Annotated in this window: 14 protein-coding genes and 1 riboswitch; of the genes, 5 read left to right on the top strand and 9 right to left on the bottom strand. The window is 73.2% G+C overall.

All coding sequences use genetic code 11. The features are described 5' to 3' along the window. Positions 1–159: 159 nt before the first annotated feature. The 5 genes from pknB to thiO form a co-directional block, all read right to left on the bottom strand. Complete coding sequence (pknB, locus tag ABZS71_RS08440; RefSeq protein WP_356208414.1) at positions 160–2,073, bottom strand: Stk1 family PASTA domain-containing Ser/Thr kinase; 1,914 nt, start codon at positions 2,071–2,073, stop codon at positions 160–162. Positions 2,074–2,160: 87 nt separating this feature from the next. Beyond that, a complete protein-coding gene (locus tag ABZS71_RS08435; protein WP_356208413.1) occupies positions 2,161–2,619 on the bottom strand; it encodes an SRPBCC domain-containing protein in 459 nt (152 codons plus the stop codon). A gap of 795 nt (positions 2,620–3,414) precedes the next feature. Next, positions 3,415–4,257, bottom strand: coding sequence for a thiazole synthase (locus ABZS71_RS08430; protein ID WP_356208411.1), 843 nt, complete (start codon positions 4,255–4,257; stop codon positions 3,415–3,417). 8 nt (positions 4,258–4,265) lie between these two features. Beyond that, a complete protein-coding gene (thiS, locus tag ABZS71_RS08425) occupies positions 4,266–4,466 on the bottom strand; it encodes a sulfur carrier protein ThiS (RefSeq protein WP_355852555.1) in 201 nt (66 codons plus the stop codon). Positions 4,467–4,480: 14 nt separating this feature from the next. Further along, positions 4,481–5,683 (bottom strand): glycine oxidase ThiO, encoded by a 1,203-nt coding sequence (gene thiO / locus ABZS71_RS08420; protein ID WP_355852528.1) that lies wholly within the window; start codon positions 5,681–5,683, stop codon positions 4,481–4,483. Further along, positions 5,681–5,793, bottom strand: a riboswitch (TPP riboswitch). Its footprint overlaps the gene before it by 3 nt. A gap of 225 nt (positions 5,794–6,018) precedes the next feature. On the opposite strand from thiO, the gene ABZS71_RS08415 reads away from it, so the two are divergent. The 5 genes from ABZS71_RS08415 (at position 6,019) to ABZS71_RS08395 (ending at position 10,537) form a co-directional block, all read left to right on the top strand. Next, positions 6,019–7,203 carry an FAD-dependent oxidoreductase gene (locus tag ABZS71_RS08415; RefSeq protein ID WP_355852552.1) on the top strand — a complete coding sequence of 395 codons (1,185 nt, stop codon included), beginning with the start codon at positions 6,019–6,021 and terminating at the stop codon, positions 7,201–7,203. A 104-nt stretch (positions 7,204–7,307) separates the two neighbouring features. Further along, complete coding sequence (locus ABZS71_RS08410; RefSeq protein WP_355852525.1) at positions 7,308–7,673, top strand: Rv2175c family DNA-binding protein; 366 nt, start codon at positions 7,308–7,310, stop codon at positions 7,671–7,673. Between the two features lie 94 nt (positions 7,674–7,767). Then, positions 7,768–8,415, top strand: a complete 648-nt coding sequence (gene thiE, locus ABZS71_RS08405; protein WP_356208409.1) for a thiamine phosphate synthase — start codon at positions 7,768–7,770, stop codon at positions 8,413–8,415. Positions 8,416–8,559: 144 nt separating this feature from the next. Next, a complete protein-coding gene (gene metF / locus ABZS71_RS08400) occupies positions 8,560–9,480 on the top strand; it encodes a methylenetetrahydrofolate reductase [NAD(P)H] (RefSeq protein ID WP_355852520.1) in 921 nt (306 codons plus the stop codon). Positions 9,481–9,517: 37 nt separating this feature from the next. Continuing rightward, positions 9,518–10,537 carry a hypothetical protein gene (locus tag ABZS71_RS08395; protein ID WP_356208407.1) on the top strand — a complete coding sequence of 340 codons (1,020 nt, stop codon included), beginning with the start codon at positions 9,518–9,520 and terminating at the stop codon, positions 10,535–10,537. A gap of 36 nt (positions 10,538–10,573) precedes the next feature. Here ABZS71_RS08395 and ABZS71_RS08390 read toward each other — a convergent pair whose 3' ends face one another. The 4 genes from ABZS71_RS08390 to ABZS71_RS08375 all read right to left on the bottom strand — a co-directional run bounded on the left by ABZS71_RS08390 (position 10,574) and on the right by ABZS71_RS08375 (position 16,124). Then, positions 10,574–12,127: an NAD(P)/FAD-dependent oxidoreductase gene (locus ABZS71_RS08390; protein WP_356208406.1), complete on the bottom strand. Its 1,554-nt coding sequence runs from the start codon at positions 12,125–12,127 to the stop codon at positions 10,574–10,576. Positions 12,128–12,500: 373 nt separating this feature from the next. Then, complete coding sequence (locus ABZS71_RS08385; protein WP_355852511.1) at positions 12,501–13,160, bottom strand: TetR/AcrR family transcriptional regulator; 660 nt, start codon at positions 13,158–13,160, stop codon at positions 12,501–12,503. Between the two features lie 35 nt (positions 13,161–13,195). Then, the gene (locus ABZS71_RS08380; protein WP_356208404.1) at positions 13,196–15,280 is read right to left on the bottom strand and encodes a YhgE/Pip domain-containing protein; all 2,085 of its coding nucleotides are present in this window, start codon (positions 15,278–15,280) and stop codon (positions 13,196–13,198) included. Next, positions 15,252–16,124 carry an ATP-binding cassette domain-containing protein gene (locus ABZS71_RS08375; protein ID WP_356208403.1) on the bottom strand — a complete coding sequence of 291 codons (873 nt, stop codon included), beginning with the start codon at positions 16,122–16,124 and terminating at the stop codon, positions 15,252–15,254. Before ABZS71_RS08375 ends, ABZS71_RS08380 begins: the two co-directional genes overlap by 29 nt. Positions 16,125–16,139 lie beyond the last annotated feature (15 nt).

Below are 16,139 nucleotides of genomic sequence, written 5' to 3'. Positions count from 1 at the left end.
GCCTCCGCGCGCTCTCCCTTTCGACAGCGGCGCGCCCCTTCGGCTCACTCGCCGGCCCCCGAGGCGCGACAGCGGCGCGCCCCTTCGGCTCGCCCCCAGCTACCGCTGGGAGGTGCCCCCAGCCGGGCCCGCTCCGCAGCACACCCTCGCCAGGCCCTGTTAGAACACGCCGCCCTTGACCTTGACGGTGATCGTGCTCCCCTTGGGCGCCTTCTCCCCGGCGTTCACCGACTGGTCCTTCACCTTGTTCCCGGGGAACAGCAGCGGCTTGTCGACCTTCACCTCGAAGCCGGCCGACTCCAGCTGGGCCCTCGCGTCGTCGACGCTCAGGCCCTCGACATCCGGCACCTCGACCATCTGCCGGCCCTTGGAGACGGTCAGCGTCACCGCGTCGCCCTTGGCGGCCCGGCCGCCCCCCGCAGGGGACTGCTCGGCGACCGAGCCCTTGTCCTCCTCCGAGAACACCCGCCGCTGCGCGATCTTCACCTTGAAGCCTTCGCCGCGCAGCGTGGACTGGGCGTCCGCGACCGACTTACCCACGACATCGGGGAGATCGACCCGCGCGCCCTTGCTGACGACGATCGACACGGCCGTGTCGGGGCGGCGTACGGAGCCGGGGCCGGGGCTGGTGGACAGCACCGAGCCCTGCGGCGTCTCACCGCTGAAGCGACGGGTCACCGAGCCCACCGACAGACCCTCGTCGGCGATCTTCCGCTTCGCCTCGGTCAGCGGCCTGCCCACCACATTGGGCACCTCGGACCGGGGCGGACCCTGGGAGACCCGGATGGTCACGGTGCCCGTGTCACGGATGCGCTCGCCGGCACCCGGCTTGGAGTCGATGACCTTGCCCTTGGGCACCACATCGCTGAACTCGGAGACGACCTTCACCTCCAGACCGGCGCTGTGCAGCTTCTTCTCCGCCTCCGACTGGGTCTTCCGCAGAACCGGCGGCACCTCGGTGAACTGTCCGGAGTTGATGTACCAGACGCCGGCGCCGATGCCGAGCGCCAGCAGTACGGCGGCCACGAACAGCAGCACCGGGCGGCGCGGACCCCGGCGCCCGGTGCGCCGCGCCGGCGGGTCCGGGGGCAGCTCCAGACGGCTGGTGTGGTTCAGCCGCTGCTGGTCGCCGGCCCCCGCGGGGCGCGGAATCACCGTCGTACGGTCCTCGGAGCCGCCGGAGACGTCCCCCCTGGCCTGCGGCGGCACCGCGTCCAGCTGCGCGTCGGTCAGCGCGGCGCGGGTCGCGCGCGCATGGCCGAGCAGCGCGACGGCGTCGGCGGGGCGCAGCTCGACATCGCGCGCGGCGGCGGACGCGACCAGCGCGTTCAGCTCCGGTGCGACCTCGGGCGCGGCGGCGGACGGCGGCGGCACGTCCTCGTTGAGGTGCTGGTAGAGGACCTGCGCCGGGGTGCTGCCGCCGTGCGGCTTGGAGCCGGTCAGCATCTCGTAGAGCACGACGCCGCAGGCGTAGACATCCGCGCGGGTGTCGGCCGTGCCGTGCTCGATCTGCTCGGGTGCCAGATACGACACAGTCCCCAGGACGGTGCCGGTGGAGGCGCTGGTGTTGGTGTCCACCGCCCGGGCCAGCCCGAAGTCGGCGACCTTGACCCGGCCGTCGTCGCCGATCAGCACGTTCTCCGGCTTCATGTCGCGGTGCACGAAGCCCGCCAGATGGGCCGCCCCCAGCGCCGCCAGCACCGGCTCCAGGATGTCCAGCGCGGCGCGCGGCTGCAGGGCGCCGCGCTCGCGCAGCACATCACGCAGCGTGCACCCCGCGACGTACTCCATCGCGAGATAGACGTGCGGCCCGTCCGTCCCCTGGTCGTAGACGCCGACCACATTCGCGTGCGCGAGTCTCGCGATGGACTTCGCCTCACGGATGAAGCGGTCGACGAAGGCGGCGTCGGTGGCGAGGCTCTGGTGCATCACCTTCAGGGCGAGCACGCGGTCGAGCCGGGTGTCGACGGCCCTGTAGACCGTCGCCATCCCGCCCACGGCGATGCGCGCCTCGACGCGGTAGCGGCCGTCGAGCACCTGCCCGACGAGGGGGTCCTGGAGGGTCGTATCCACGAGGGTGAGTCTACGAGCCACAGGAACGGGCTTGGACCGGCCGCCCCAGGTGGGGCGGTACTGCGACCGAACGGTGACACCGGGGCGTCAATTGTGCGACGCGGCGGCGATCGCGGCCAGCTCCTCGAGCGCGGAGGTCCAGGCGAGGGTGGCGCACTCGGCGTGCTTGGCCTTGGCGTCATCGGGGACGGCGAGGTCTCGGATGCCGCTCTCGGTGAGCCGGAGGCGGGTGCCCTCGCCCTCCCAGGACAGCGAGAACTCGACGAGGGTGGCGTGGCCGGGCGCCGACGGAGCGTGATCGGGCTCATGGGCCAGCCGGAAGCGGAAGAGGGTGTCGGGGACGGCCTTCTCGACCTTGCCGTGGAACTCCCCGTGCTCATCCCAGCGGAAGCGGAGGGTCCCGCCGGGGTGCGGGTCGATCTCGCAGCCGGCGGGGGCGTACCAGGAGCGGATGTGCTCGGGCGTGGTCAGCACCCGCCACACCCGGTCGAGGGGCGCCCGTACGTATATCTCACGCTCGATCCGGTCGGCCACGGTCACGGTCATGGCGACCACCTCCGCTTCCCACGGTAGGCGCCGCGGTGGGCCGGCGATGGTTTGTCCCCCACTCCACCCCTCCCCGAAACCGGAGGCCAGCCCCCGGCCCCCGCCGGAGCTGGGTTTTCCAGCGTGGCCGGAAACCCCAGCCCAGGGGGCACCTCCCAGCGGTAGCTGGGCGAGAGTGAGGACACGCCCGAAGGCGTACGGGCCCGGGGCGAAGCCCCCGAGCGGGTCACGGCTCCCCGGGTGAACGGCTCCCGGGGCTCCCTCCGAGCGGGTCCCGGGCTCCCCCGAGCAGGTCCCGGAGCGGGGCCCGGCTCCCCCTGAACGGCTCCCGGGGCTCCCGAGCGGGTCCCGGGGCTCCCTCCGAGCGGGGTCCGGGGTCCCCCGAGCGGGGTCCGGGGCGGAGCCCCCGAGCGGGGCCCGGCTCCCCCTGAACGGCTCCCGGGGCTCCCCCTGAACGGGTCCGGGGTTCCCCCCGAGCGGGGTCCGGGGCGGAGCCCCCGAGCGGGGTCCGGGGCTCGCTCCGAGCGGGGTCCGGGGTCCCCCCGAGCGGGTCCGGGGTCCCCCCCGAGCGGGTCCGGGGTCCCCCCCCGAGCGGGGTCCGGGGTCCCCCGAGCGGGGTCCGGGGTCCCCCCGAGCGGGGTCCGGGGCGGAGCCCCCGAGCGGGGCCCGGCTCCCCCTGAACGGCTCCCGGGGCTCCCCCCGAGCGGGCCCGGCTCCCCCCGAGCGGGGTCCGGGGTTCCCCCCGAGCGGGTCCCGGGGCGGAGCCCCGAACGGGGGCTGGGGCGGAGCCCCGGTTTACATGAAGGCCGGGCGTTCGGGGTCGAGGGCCGCCAGGCCCTCGACCGGGGTGGACGCGTGAGCGAAGTGGCGGCGGGGGATCCGCCCCGCCCGGTACGCCAGCCGGCCCGCCTCCACGGCACACCGCATCGCCCCCGCCATCAGCACCGGCTCCTGCGCCCGCGTCACGGCCGAGGCGAGCATCACCGCCGCGCACCCCAGCTCCATGGCGAACGCGGCGTCCGACGCCGTGCCGGCCCCCGCGTCCAGGATCACCGGGACGCTCGCGCGCTCGGTGATCAGCTGGAAGTTGTGCGGGTTGCGGATGCCGAGACCGGAACCGATCGGGGAGCCCAGCGGCATGATCGCCGCGCAGCCGACGTCTTCGAGCTTGCGGGCCAGGACCGGGTCGTCATTCGTGTAGGGCAGGACCGTGAAGCCGTCGTCGACCAGGATCTCGGCGGCGTCCAGCAGCTCGATGGGGTCGGGGAGCAGCGTGCGCTCGTCCGCGACCACCTCCAGCTTCACCCAGTCCGTACCGAGGGCCTCGCGGGCGAGGCGGGCGGTCAGGACGGCCTCACCGGCGGTGAAACAGCCCGCCGTATTGGGGAGGGCACGGATGCCGTGCCGGTTGAGTACGGAGAGGACCGACCCCTGCACGGTCGGGTCGAGCCGCCGCATGGCGACGGTCGTCAGCTCGGTGCCGGAGGCGAGGAGCGAGTGTTCCAGGATCTCCAGGCTGGGCGCGCCGCCCGTGCCCATGATCAGGCGGGAGGTGAAGTCGGTACCGGCGATCGTCAGCGGATCGGGCGCGGTGAGGGGGGCGGTGGTGGCGGCGTCGGCCGTCGTGGTGTGCGTCATGAGGGGGGTCAGCCTCCTTGGACCGCGGTGAGGACCTCGACGCGATCGCCGTCGCCGAGCGGGGTCGCGGCCCATTGGGTGCGGGGCACGACCGTCTCGTTGAGGGCGGCGGCGACGCCCGTGGGCGCCTGGGTGAGGGTCGCGACGAGCCGGTCGAGGGTGGTGCCGTCGGGGATCTCGCGGGGCTCTCCGTTCACGGAGACGGTCATCCGGGCGGTGACGCTCATACGGGCTGCTCCTGTGCTGCGAAGGGCGCGGGGGCGGACGGGTGGCCGGCCGCGAAGCGGTGCGGGGAGAACGGCCGCGCCTGCGGCGGGAGTTCTCCGCTCGTCAGCGCCTCGGCCATGACATCGCCCGTGATGGGCGTGAGAAGGACGCCGTTGCGGTAGTGGCCGGTGGCCAGGTGCAGCCCCGGGAGCGCGGTCGGGCCGAGCAGCGGGGCGTTGTCGGGGGAGCCGGGGCGCAGCCCGGCGCGGGTTTCGACGAGGGGGAGTTCGGTGATGCCGGGCACCAACTCATGGGCGTCGCGCAGCAGCTCGTACACGCCGCCCGCGGTGACCGTGGTGTCCCAGCCCAGCTCCTCGGTCGTCGCGCCGACGACCAGCTCGCCGTTCTCGCGCGGGACGAGATAGACATGCCCGCCGCGCACCACCGCCCGTACGGTCCGGGAGAGGAACGGCGCGTACGGACCCGGCACGGACAGCCGCAGCACCTGGCCCTTGACGGGACGCACGGGCGGCCGGACGTCGTCGGGGACGCCCGCGAGCCGGCCGCTGAGGCTGCCGGCGGCCAGGACGGTCCGCTCGGCGGCCAGCCGCGTCCCGTCGGCCAGCTCGGCGCCCGTACTACGGTCGCCGGCGACCGTCAGCCGCTCCGCGCGGGCCCGGTGGAAGACGACCCCGGCCCGCTCGCACGCGGCGAGCAGCGCCGCCGCCAGCCGCCGTGGATCGACCTGGTGGTCGCCGTCGACGCGCAGCCCCCCGCGTACGCCCGGCGCGAGCATCGGCTCCAGGCGGCGGCATTCGCGCCCCGTCAGCCACTGCGAGTCCAGCCCGTGCCGCTGCTGCAGTGCGTGGAGCTCCCGCAGATGGGCCCGGTCGTCGGCGTCGAGCGCGACGGCGAGCGTGCCGCAGGCGCGGTAGCCGACGTCCTGGCCGCTCGCCTCCTCCAGCTCCGCCACGAAGTCCGGATAGCGGCGCGCGGAGGCCAGATTGAGACCCAGCAGGGTCTGCTCGCCGTAGTGGAGCTCGGTGACGGCCGCCAGCATCCCGGCCGCGACCTGAGCGGCTCCGCCGCCAGGCGCGGGGTCGGCCACAGCGGTGCGCAGGCCCCGCTGGGCCGCCCGCCAGGCCGTGACCAGGCCGATGATGCCGCCCCCGAGGACGAGGGCGTCGTAGGTGTCGTCACGTCCGTGTGGTGCGTGCATGGGCACGCTGCCCCTCCCTTCGCCGGCATGACCCGGATCAGGTTCGTACGGTCGGAGGCCGCCCAGCCTCCCTCTCAGCCCGGTGCGTCCGGGCTCCCGCGAGTGCTCTGTCCCGTCACCCTAGTACGCGGCCTGAGGGGCCGGAAGTGCGGGCCGGGCCACCTGCCGTACGGCCGGTCTGTCTGTGCCCGAGATCTCGCCATGCGCTCTGCGGTCCGCCCTACCTGCCGCAATACAGTGATCGTGTGAGCGATGAGACGACGACAACGAAGACGGCGTCCTCGGGTGGCAGCGGTGTCGGCAGCGGACAGCGGGTGGTGATCGTCGGCGCCGGCATGGCCGGGGTGCAGACCGCCGTCGCGCTGCGCGAGCAGGGCTGGTCGGGGGAGATCGTCCTGCTGGGCGCGGAGCCCCACCAGCCGTACGACCGGCCGCCGCTGTCCAAGGCCGTCCTGCTCGGCAAGGCCGAGGGATCCGCGCTCGACGTGGACTTCGCCGCGCTGGGCATCGGGCTGCGGCTCGGCGTCCCCGTCACCGGGCTGCGTCCGGAGGAACGGCTGGTGGAGGCCGAGGGCGGGCCGGTGCCGTACGACGTCCTGGTGATCGCCACCGGGGCCGAGCCGATCCCGCTGCCCGGCGGCGAGGGCGTGCCCGGCGTCCATCTGCTGCGCACCCTGGACGACGCCGAACGGCTGCGCCCCGTGCTCGCCCGGCAGCACGAGATCGTGGTCGTGGGCGCGGGCTGGATCGGCGCGGAGTTCGCGACGGCGGCGCGCGAGGCGGGCTGCGCCGTGACCGTCGTCGAGGCCGCGGACCGGCCGCTGGCGGGCGCTCTCCCGGCCGAGGTCGCCGCCTATATGGCCGGCTGGTACGCGGACTACGGCGCCACCCTGGTCACCGGCGCGCCGGTCACCGCCGTGGACGAGAGCGGACTGCTGCTCGGCGACGGCACCCGGCTGCGGGCGGGCGCGGTGGTCGTCGGGATCGGGGCTCGGCCCGCGACGGACTGGCTGGCGGGCTCGGGCGTCGACCTGGCCACGGACCGGTCCGTGGCCGCCGACGAGCGGCTGCGTACCTCGGTGCCGGACGTCTACGCGGTCGGCGACTGCGCGTCCTTCCCGTCCACCCGGTACGGGACCCGGCTGCTGGTGCACCACTGGGACAACGCGGTGCAGGGGCCCCAGACCGTCGCCGCCAATGTGGTGGGGAGCCGGACGGCCGCCCACTTCCCCGGTTCGGTCTACGACCCGGTGCCGTATTTCTGGTCCGAGCAGTTCGGGCGGTTCGTGCAGTACGCGGGGCACCACTCGGAGGCCGACGACGAGCTGGTCTGGCGCGGCGATCCGACGGGCGCGGCGTGGTCGGTGTGCTGGCTGCGCGAGGGGGCCCTGGTCGCCCTGCTGGCGGTCGGCCGTCCGCGCGATCTGGCCCAGGGGCGGAAGCTGATCGAACGCGGGGCGCGGCTGGACCGTACGCGGGCCATGGACCCCTCGGTGCCGCTGAAGTCGGCCGTTCTGTGACCGGTCGGTGACCGCCGGGGCGGGAGCCCCGGGACCGGGGCCCGGCGGCCCGCCCGGCGGACGCCTGGCTACCGACTGTCAGTCCCAGATGGCAGGCTTGTTCCGTGACCGAGATTGACGCAAAGATCGATGCTCTCGTCCCTGCCTGGCTCACCCTCCCTGACGTCGCCGAACGGCTCGGCGTCGAAGTGACGCGCGTCCGGCAGCTGGTCAAGGAGGGCCAGCTGATCGCGGTGCGCCGTGGCGAGAACAGGGTGCTCCAGGTGCCCGAGGAGTTCATCAGTGACGGAAAGGTCGTCAAGGGCCTCGTGGGGACCTTGACGCTCCTCAAGGACGACAGCTTCAGCGACGAAGAGATGCTGGAGTGGCTCTTCACCCCCGACCCGACCCTGCCCGGCACACCGGCGCAGGCCCTGCGCGAGAATCGCGGCACGGAAGTGAAGCGCCGGGCCCAGGCACTGGCCGTCTGACGCCGCACACCGCTCGAACGACCGAAGGCGTACGGGCCGGGCCTGGTGATCCGGCCCGGCCCGTACGCCGCCGACCCGGGGGGAACCCGACCTCATGGCCGCCACCGCACGTGAACAGCTGGTCGATGCCCGGCTCTACCTGTGCACCGACGCCCGCAAGCGCCAGGGCGACCTGCCGCGGTTCCTGGACGCCGTCCTGGGGGCCGGGGTGGACATCGTCCAGCTGCGGGACAAGGGCATGGAGGCGGCCGAGGAGCTGGAGCACCTCGAGGTCTTCGCCGACGCCTGCCGCCGGCATGGCAAGCTCCTCGCCGTCAACGACCGGGCCGACGTCGCCCACGCCATCGGCTCCGATGCGCTCCATCTGGGCCAGGGCGACCTGCCGGTGCCCGCGGCGCGCGCGATCCTCGGCGACGACGTGCTGATCGGGCGCTCCACGCATGCGGAGGCGGAGGTGGACGCGGCGGCCGTCGAGCCCGGCGTCGACTACTTCTGCACCGGCCCCTGCTGGCCCACCCCCACCAAACCGGGCCGCCCCGCCCCGGGCCTCCCGCTGGTCCGCTACACGGCCGCGCTGCGCCCCGCCCGCCCATGGTTCGCGATCGGCGGCATCGACGCGTCCAACCTGGACGAGGTGCTGGCCGCGGGCGCCCGCCGCGTCGTGGTGGTCCGAGCCATCACGGCGGCCGACGATCCGGCGGAAGCGGCGGCCTCCTTGGCCAAGCGCCTCCGCGCGGCGTAACCGGGGCTCCGCCCAGGGGTCCATCAGGGGCCGGAGCCGTCAGGTTGAACAACCGGTGTCCGCAGTGCGGACAAGAAGCCGACAAAGGGGAAATATCCCCACCCCCGGGTGGGCGCAACCCACCCGGCTGGATAACCTTCCCGTATGGCCCTAGGCACCGCTTCCACCAGGACCGATCGCGCCCGAACCGTGCGTGATCTGCTCGCATCGGGCGAGCAGTCGTATTCCTTCGAATTCTTCGCCCCGAAGACGGCGAAGGGCGAGCACACGCTGTGGAACGCCATCCGTCGGCTGGAAGCCGTCTCGCCGACCTTCGTCTCCGTGACGTACGGCGCCGGCGGCTCCTCCCGTGAGGGCACCGTGCGCGCCACCGAGCGCATCGCGACGGACACCACGCTCACGCCCGTCGCCCATCTGACCGCGGTCAATCACTCCCGGGCCGACCTCCGCAACATCATCGGCCAGTACGCCGACGCCGGGATCCGGAACATGCTCGCGCTGCGCGGCGATCCGCCGGGCGAACCGATGGGCGAGTGGGTCCGGCACCCGGGTGGCGTCACCTACGCCGCCGAGCTGGTCCAGTTGATCAAGGAGTCGGGAGACTTCTGCGTCGGCGTCGCCGCGTTCCCCGAGATGCACCCCCGCTCGACGGACTGGGACAGCGACATCCGTCACTTCGTCAACAAGTGCCGCGCGGGCGCCGATTTTGCCATCACTCAGATGTTCTTCTACCCGGAGGACTATCTGCGGCTGCGCGACCGGGTCGCCGCCACGGGCTGTACGACGCCGATCATCCCTGAGATCATGCCCGTCACGAACGTCAAGCAGATCGAGCGGTTCGCACAGCTCAGTAACGCCGCCTTCCCGCCCGAGCTCGCGGAGCGGATCCTGGCGGTCAAGGATGACGCGGCGGCTGTACGCTCGATCGGGATCGACTACGCGACGGAGCTGTGCGCGCGGTTGATGGCCGAGGAGATCCCCGGGCTTCACTTCATTACCCTGAACCACTCCCCGGCGACGCTGGAAATCTACGAGAATCTGGGACTGCATCAGCGGTCCCGATGACGGCAGCCACCAGGCGGCCGCACTGAGAGGGGCGGGCATGGGCTGGACGGTCCTCTACATCGCTTTCGGCGTCGTCGCGCTGTGGCTGCTGGGAGAGGTGCTCCTGCAGTACAAGGCGCGGCTGCGCTGGCGACTTCTGGCGTTCGTCGGCTTTCTGGGTGTGGTCGTCGGGGTGTTGATCCCGTCCGTGGTGGTGATCGGCGTGGGGGCGATCGCCTTCGCGGTCGGCCAGACGTATGTGACCCTCTCTTTCCGGCGCGGCTTCGCCGCCGGGTGGGCGGTGCGCGGCGGGCTGCCGGGGCTGCGCGGTGAGCGCGACGGGAAGGACGCCCCGCCGCCCGAGCCGGACCCGGAGCCGATCCTCCAGGTGTCGGACCTGGAGGCGGTCCCGGTCACGTCGGCCGAGCCGCCCACCTATCAGCCGCAGCCGCTGCCGGACGACACCGGCCAGTACGGCGTCTACGAGGAGCCGTCCCCCTTCGCCCCCGCCTCCGGCGCATACGGGAACGAGGCGGGTGGCGGCTACAGCCCGTACGAGACCTACGGCGGCTACGGCTCGCAGGACGACCAGATGCAGGGCCAGATGCAGGGCCAGGGCTACGGTCAGGATGTGTACGCCGACGCGGCGCAGGCCGGGCAGTACGGCTATGGGAACGAGGCGTACGCGGCCTACGCGGACCCTTACGGCGGCGCCCAGCCCCAGGCCCAGCCCTACGAACAGCAGCAGCCCTACGGCCAGCAACAGCCCTACGGCCAGCAACAGCCCTACGGCCAGCAACAGCCGTACGGTCAGCAGCAGTACGCCGAGCAGTACGCGGCATACGGGCAGCAGGACCCGTACGCGGCCGGGAGCTTCGGCGGCGGCGACCACTGGGCGGCCGACGCCGCGTACCCCTCCCCGGACCAACAGGGGTACGACGTGATGCAGCCGGGCGGACCCTGGGTGCCGCACCAGCGCGAGGGCGATGCCCCGCAGCAGCCGGAGCAGCCGCCGTACCCGTACCAGCAGCAGCAACAGGGCTACCAGCAGGGCTTCGATGAGCAGTACCGCTACTGACGCCGGGGCGCCCGGCCCCGCGCCCCCGCTACCGCTCTACTGCGAGCCCCGCCAGTCCTCGCCCTCCACGATCAGCCCGGCCACCAGCGCGCCCGACATCCCCTCGTGGGCCGGCCCGCCGCCCGGGTGGGACCAGCCGCCCGCCAGATAGAGGCCCGGGAGGCGGGTGAGGTTGGCGGGGCGCAGGAAGCGGCCGTCCGCTCCGGCGAGCGCCGGGCCGGGGACGGCGCCGCCCCTGGCCCCGGTCTCCATGCCGGTATGGGCAGGCGTACGGACCTCGTGCCACAGCAGCCGGTCCCGCAGCCCCGGTATCGCGGCCTCGGCGGCCGTGATCAGCCGGTCGGCGTCCTCCTCGGCGGCGGTGCCGTCCATCCAGTCCACCGGGCCCTGCGGGGCGACGACCGCGGTGAGGGTGACGGCCTCATGGTCCTCGTCCGGCCGCACCGTGGGGTCGTCCGGGCGCAGCACGGTCACCGTGGGGCGGGGGCAGGGTTCGCGGAGGTCGTAGCCGTCGCCGAAGATGGCGGCCAGCTCCGCCTCGCGGTCCGGGGTGTGGATCACCGTCCGGTGCGCGGTGCCCTCGGGGCGGGCGCCGCGCAGCGCGAGGAAGACGGTCAGCCGGCCCGGAGTGCCGCTTCCCGGGCCGAGATCCGGCCGTACGTCCCCATCCCGCCAGGGCTCCTGGCCGCCGAGCAGCGGGGGGAGGAGCGCCGGGTCGACGGCCGCGACCACCGCGTCTGCCTCCGCGACCGTGCCGTCGGCCAACTCCACGCCCGCCGCGCGGCCGTCCTTCTCGACGATGCCGGTGACCTCGGCCGCGAAGCGGAATTCCACCTTCCGCTGGCGGCAGCGCTCATGGAGCGCGTCGGCGAGCGCCCGCATACCACCGCGTACGTACCAGGTGCCGAAGGTCTGCTCGATATAGGGCAGCACGGTGGCCGCGGCGGGGGCGGTACGCGGATCCAGGCTGTGCGCGAGCGCGTAACTCTCCAGCAGGGCCGCGGCGCGCGGATCCTTCAGCTCACGCCGGGCCACATCGGCGAGCACGGGCGGCCCGGCCTCGCCCCGCCCGAACAGGCCACCGAACCAGCCGCGCCGCACGGGGGCGACCGGATACGGATCGCGGCCCAGGACCTGCCAGTCGGCGCGCAGCGGCTCCTCCAGCAGCGGCCGGCGCGTGGCGTCCCACACCTCGCGCGCCCGGTTGACCAGATCGCTCCAGCGCTCGCCCGCGCCCGCGCCGAAGGCGCCGTCCAGCGCCTGGACCACCCTCGCGCGCGAGGCGTTGGGCAGCCGGACGTCCGTACCGTCGGCGAACAGATGCCGGCTCGCCGGGTCGACCTGGGTGAGCTCGACGCTCTGCTCCAGGGTCTGCTTACCGGTCTTCACGAACAGATCCCGGTAGACGGCGGGCAGCCGCAGCAGCCCCGGGCCCGTGTCGAAGCGGAAGCCGTCCCGCTCGAAGCGGCCCACCCCGCCGCCGTGGGTCCCCCCACGCTCGTACACCACCACCCGGTGGCCCGCGACGGCCAGCCGGGCGGCCGCCGCCATGGCGCCCATCCCAGCGCCGATCACCGCAATCCGTGCCATGACCGCGACTTTATCCGCCGCCACTGACAGCCGGTCCCACCGGTCGGGGGAGAGGCGCGTGGGGATGAGCGCGGGGGCCTGAGCACACGTACTCAGTCGATGAGATGAGTAGCCGCGCGGATGGGCCACGACCCGCGCGGAGGAGAGAGTGGAGCACACGGAAGGGCCGCGCGCCGCACCGCCGACACGGGGCGGCGGAACGGCGCGGCGGCCTGGACGGCACGGGGGAGTCTCCGGGGACCAAGGAGGCTTCAACCGGGGGAAAGAGGGGGAAACGGGGGAACGGGGGGCACGGGGGGAGGCGCTGCTCCGGCGCGGGTCGATGGGGGTCGAACCGCGCCGGAACAGCGCCTTTCTGCTGTCGTCCGGGTGTCTAGCCGGAGGTGCCGGCGACGCCCTTGGCCACGGCTCCGGCGTCGTTGGCCACGGCTCCGCCGACGCGGCCCTGCAGCAGCCGCGACAGCGCCGCGTGCACATCGTCCAGCGACCGCTCCGGCTGATACGACTGCCAGTCCAGCGCGGCGACCACCACCATCCCGAACAGCGCCGACGCGGTCAGCGGAACGTCGATGTCCTCGCTCAGCTCCCGCGCGGCGACGCCCTCCCTCAGCTCGGCCTCGATCACCGCTATGGCCCGCTGCCGGACCATCATCAAGGTGGACTGCCAGGCGCGGTTGGTGCGCCACAGCTCGGCCACGTACAGCTGGGTCAGCGACGGATAGCGGGAGATGAAGTCCAGTCCGGCCCGGACCATCGCGTCCAGCGCGTCCACATGGCTGCCGCCGCGCTCGGCGTTCTCGTCGGCGGCGTTCTGGAGCGAGGCGGTGAGCAGCTCCACGCCGTGCCGCAGCAGCTCCTCGAAGAGCACGGTCTTGCTCGCGAAGTTGTAGTAGACCGTGCCCTTGGCCACCCCCGCCCGCTCGGCGATCTCGTCCACGGTGGTGGAGGAGAAGCCCTGTTCCGCGATGAGGGTGACCGCTGCTTCGAAGAGTTTCTGCCGTGTGGCCTGGCGGCGCGTGCTGCTGCTGTCCATAGCGCCGATTGTGCCCGCTGCCGAAGTGGTCCCGCTCACAGGCTCAGCTCCGGGTGCAGCCGGTCGACCGACCACACCTGCCGGCGCCGGGCCGACCACGCGGTGAGGGCGAGGGAGGCCACGGTGTAGCCGAGCAGCACCCCGCACGCCAGCCACACCGGGCCGAGCCCGCCGCCCGTGATGAGCCGGCGCAGCCCGTCCACGACGTAGGTCATCGGCAGGAAGGGGTGGATGGCGCTGAAGAAGCGGGGGCTGGTCTGCACCGGATAGGTGCCGCCCGCCGAGGTCAGCTGGAGCATCAGCAGGGCCAGCACCAGGATCCGGCCGGCCGGTCCGAAGCGGGCGTTGAGCCACTGCACGATCGACGCGAAGCAGGCCGCCACCAGCAGCAGGAAGCCGATCGTGCCCGCCGCCCGGATCATCTGCAGCCCGATCGCCCAGTGCAGCACGGCCATCAGGGCGAGCATCTGGACCACACCGATCGCGGCGACCGGCAGCCAGCCCGCGAGCGCCACGCGCCAGGAGGCGGCGCCCGCGGCGAGCGCGCGCCCGTTGAGCGGCTGGATCAGCATGTACGCCACCATCGCGCCGACCCACAGGGAGAGCGGGATGAAGTACGGGGCGAAACCCGTGCCGTAGTTGGGTGCCTTGTGCATCGCCTGCTTGACGAGCTGCACCGGATCCGACATCACCTCGGTGCGGGCGTCGCGGTCGCGCTTGTCGTAGTCGGGGATCTTGCCGGCGCCGTCGTGCAGACCGCCGGAGAGCTTGCCGGAGCCGTCGACGAGCTTGAACATGCCGCCGTTCAGCGTGTCCGCCCCCGTGCGCAGCTTGCCTACGCCGCTGTCGAGGTCGGAGGCGCCGGTCTTGGCGGTGGTGAGGCCGGTGTGCAGGGCGTCGGCGCCCTTGGCCACCTTGTGCGCTCCGGAGTTGAGGGTGTTGATCTTCTGTACGGCGGAGTCGAGGTCGCTGCCGAGGTGCGGGGCGTTGTCGGCGAGCCAGAGCGCCTTGTCGTGCAGATCGTCCAAGTGGGTGCCGAGGGTGTCGAGCTGGTCGGTGTTGTTCCGCACCAGCGTGTTGACGTCCTCGGCCACATCGGCGGCGGTGTCGGCCGCGGCCACCGACTTCTTCAGCGCGGGGCAGTCCCGATCGGCGGTCACCACCCCCTCACAGCGCGCCCGGTAGCCGGCGGCGAGGTCGTCGGACGCCTTACGGGCCTTGACGGCTGCCGCGGAGGTCGTCTCGGGGAGCGTGTCGAGGTTGTCGGACGCCTTCCGGGAAGCCTCGGCGACCAGCCGGGAGACCTCGCCGATCTCCTTGCCGTTCTTCTTGAGGAACGGGCCGACCTTGGCGGACACGTCGTTCGCCTTGTCGGCCAGGGTCTGGGTGCCGTCGGCGACCCCGCCCGCGCCGGTCTCCAGCTTCCCGGAGCCCTTGTCGAGCTTGCCGATGCCGGACTTGAGCTCGCGGCTGCCCTTCTTGGCCTTGGCCAGCCCCTTGGCGAGGTCGCCCGCGCCCTTCTTGGCCTTGCCGATGCCCTTGCCGAGCTTGTCGGCGCCCTTGGCGGCCTTCTCCGTCTCGCCGTGGATGTCGGAGAAGGAGATGAAGATGTTGTCGTAGAAGCCCCGGGAGGCCTTGGTGGAGGCCGCGGAGCGGACCTCGGAGAAGACGGAGCGGGAGATCTGGCCGACGATGTAGTTGTTGGCGTCGTTCGTGCGCACCTTGAGGGCGCCGGTTTCCGGGGACTTGCCGGAGCTGGAGGCGATCTGCTTGCTGAAGTCCGAGGGGACGGTCAGCGAGAGGTAGTACGTGCCGTCCGCGACGCCCTTACGGGCCTCCTCGGCGCTGACCGGGTGCCAGTCGAAGGTCTTGCTGTCGAGCAGCTTGTCAGTGATGTCGTCGCCCGCGGTGAGCTTCTTGCCCTTCGCGGTGGCGCCGGTGTCCGAATTGACCAGCGCGACCGGGATCTTGTTGAGCTTGCCGTACGGGTTCCAGAAGGACCACAGATAGAGCGCGCCGTACAGCAGCGGCAGCAGGAGCAGGGCGGCGAGCGCCGCCCGTGGCAGCTTTCCCCTGCCGAACCGCTTCAGCTCAAGCGCGGCCAGTTTCGGCGAGCGCATCCGCCGACCCCTCCTCGTTCTCGTCCGTGGTTTCGTTCCCGTCCGTCGTGTCGTCCTCGCTGCGGGCGGTGTCGGCGGCGGTCTGCCCGGCGGCGGTCTGCCCGGCGGTGGTCTGCCCGGCGGCGGTCTGCCCGGCGGCGGTCGCGGTCGAGACCACGACCGCGTCGTCCGGGGCCTGGCTGCACACCGCGAGCACCGTTGTGCCGCCCTCCGCGATCTCCCGCAGCAGCGCCCACGCCCGCTCGCGCTCGGCGTCCGAGAGCTTCATATCGGCGTCGTCGACGGCCAGCAGCCGCGGCCGGGCGATCAGCGCGAGCGCGATCGACAGCCGCAGTGCCTCCAGCCGCTCCAGGTCCCGTACGGCCGTACGCGGCCCCTTGGGCAGCGCGTCCAGGTCGAGCCCGGCGGCCGTGAGGGCCGCGTCGATCGCGGCCCGGGACGCGGCGGCCCGCTCACGGCGCGGCCGCAGCAGCCCGCGCGGCGAGTCGGCGAACCGGCGCAGGAGCAGGGCGCGCTCGCGCAGATGCTCGGCGACTGTGAGCACCGGGTCGAGCTCGGTGACGCCGGGCACATGCGCGAGGGCGCTGATCCGGCGTATACGCGCCATCTGTTGGGGAACACGGAGATCGCCGAGGGTCCCCTGCCCGGCGCTGGGGCGCATGCGGCCGGTGAGCGTGAGCAGTAGCGAGGTACGGCCCGAGCCCGAGGGGCCCTCGACCGCGATCAGCGCACCGGGTTCGGCGGTGATGTCCACGCCGCGGAACGCCCAGCCGCGCGACCCCTTGACGCCGAGCCCCTCGGCCGTCACCGCGGCCCCGGCCTCCCCGTCTGGGGTGTCCTCCACACGAACCACTCCCCT

Source organism: Streptomyces sp. NPDC005393 (genome assembly GCF_040606675.1).
Taxonomy (GTDB): domain Bacteria; phylum Actinomycetota; class Actinomycetes; order Streptomycetales; family Streptomycetaceae; genus Streptomyces.
The sequence above is the reverse complement of the archived record's forward strand: the minus strand, read 5'-3'. Positions and strand labels throughout refer to the sequence as shown.

What these genes read in the sequence shown, in the direction of transcription:
- ABZS71_RS08435 (WP_356208413.1), bottom strand. Translation starts at nt 2,619, where the DNA reads ATGACCGTGACCGTGGCCGACCGGATCGAGCGTGAGATATACGTACGG.
- ABZS71_RS08430 (WP_356208411.1), bottom strand. Translation starts at nt 4,257, where the DNA reads ATGACGCACACCACGACGGCCGACGCCGCCACCACCGCCCCCCTCACC.
- thiS (WP_355852555.1), bottom strand. Translation starts at nt 4,466, where the DNA reads ATGACCGTCTCCGTGAACGGAGAGCCCCGCGAGATCCCCGACGGCACC.
- thiO (WP_355852528.1), bottom strand. Translation starts at nt 5,683, where the DNA reads ATGCACGCACCACACGGACGTGACGACACCTACGACGCCCTCGTCCTC.
- ABZS71_RS08415 (WP_355852552.1), top strand. Translation starts at nt 6,019, where the DNA reads ATGGCCGGGGTGCAGACCGCCGTCGCGCTGCGCGAGCAGGGCTGGTCG.
- thiE (WP_356208409.1), top strand. Translation starts at nt 7,768, where the DNA reads ATGGCCGCCACCGCACGTGAACAGCTGGTCGATGCCCGGCTCTACCTG.
- metF (WP_355852520.1), top strand. Translation starts at nt 8,560, where the DNA reads ATGGCCCTAGGCACCGCTTCCACCAGGACCGATCGCGCCCGAACCGTG.
- ABZS71_RS08395 (WP_356208407.1), top strand. Translation starts at nt 9,518, where the DNA reads ATGGGCTGGACGGTCCTCTACATCGCTTTCGGCGTCGTCGCGCTGTGG.
- ABZS71_RS08390 (WP_356208406.1), bottom strand. Translation starts at nt 12,127, where the DNA reads ATGGCACGGATTGCGGTGATCGGCGCTGGGATGGGCGCCATGGCGGCG.
- ABZS71_RS08385 (WP_355852511.1), bottom strand. Translation starts at nt 13,160, where the DNA reads ATGGACAGCAGCAGCACGCGCCGCCAGGCCACACGGCAGAAACTCTTC.
- ABZS71_RS08380 (WP_356208404.1), bottom strand. Translation starts at nt 15,280, where the DNA reads ATGCGCTCGCCGAAACTGGCCGCGCTTGAGCTGAAGCGGTTCGGCAGG.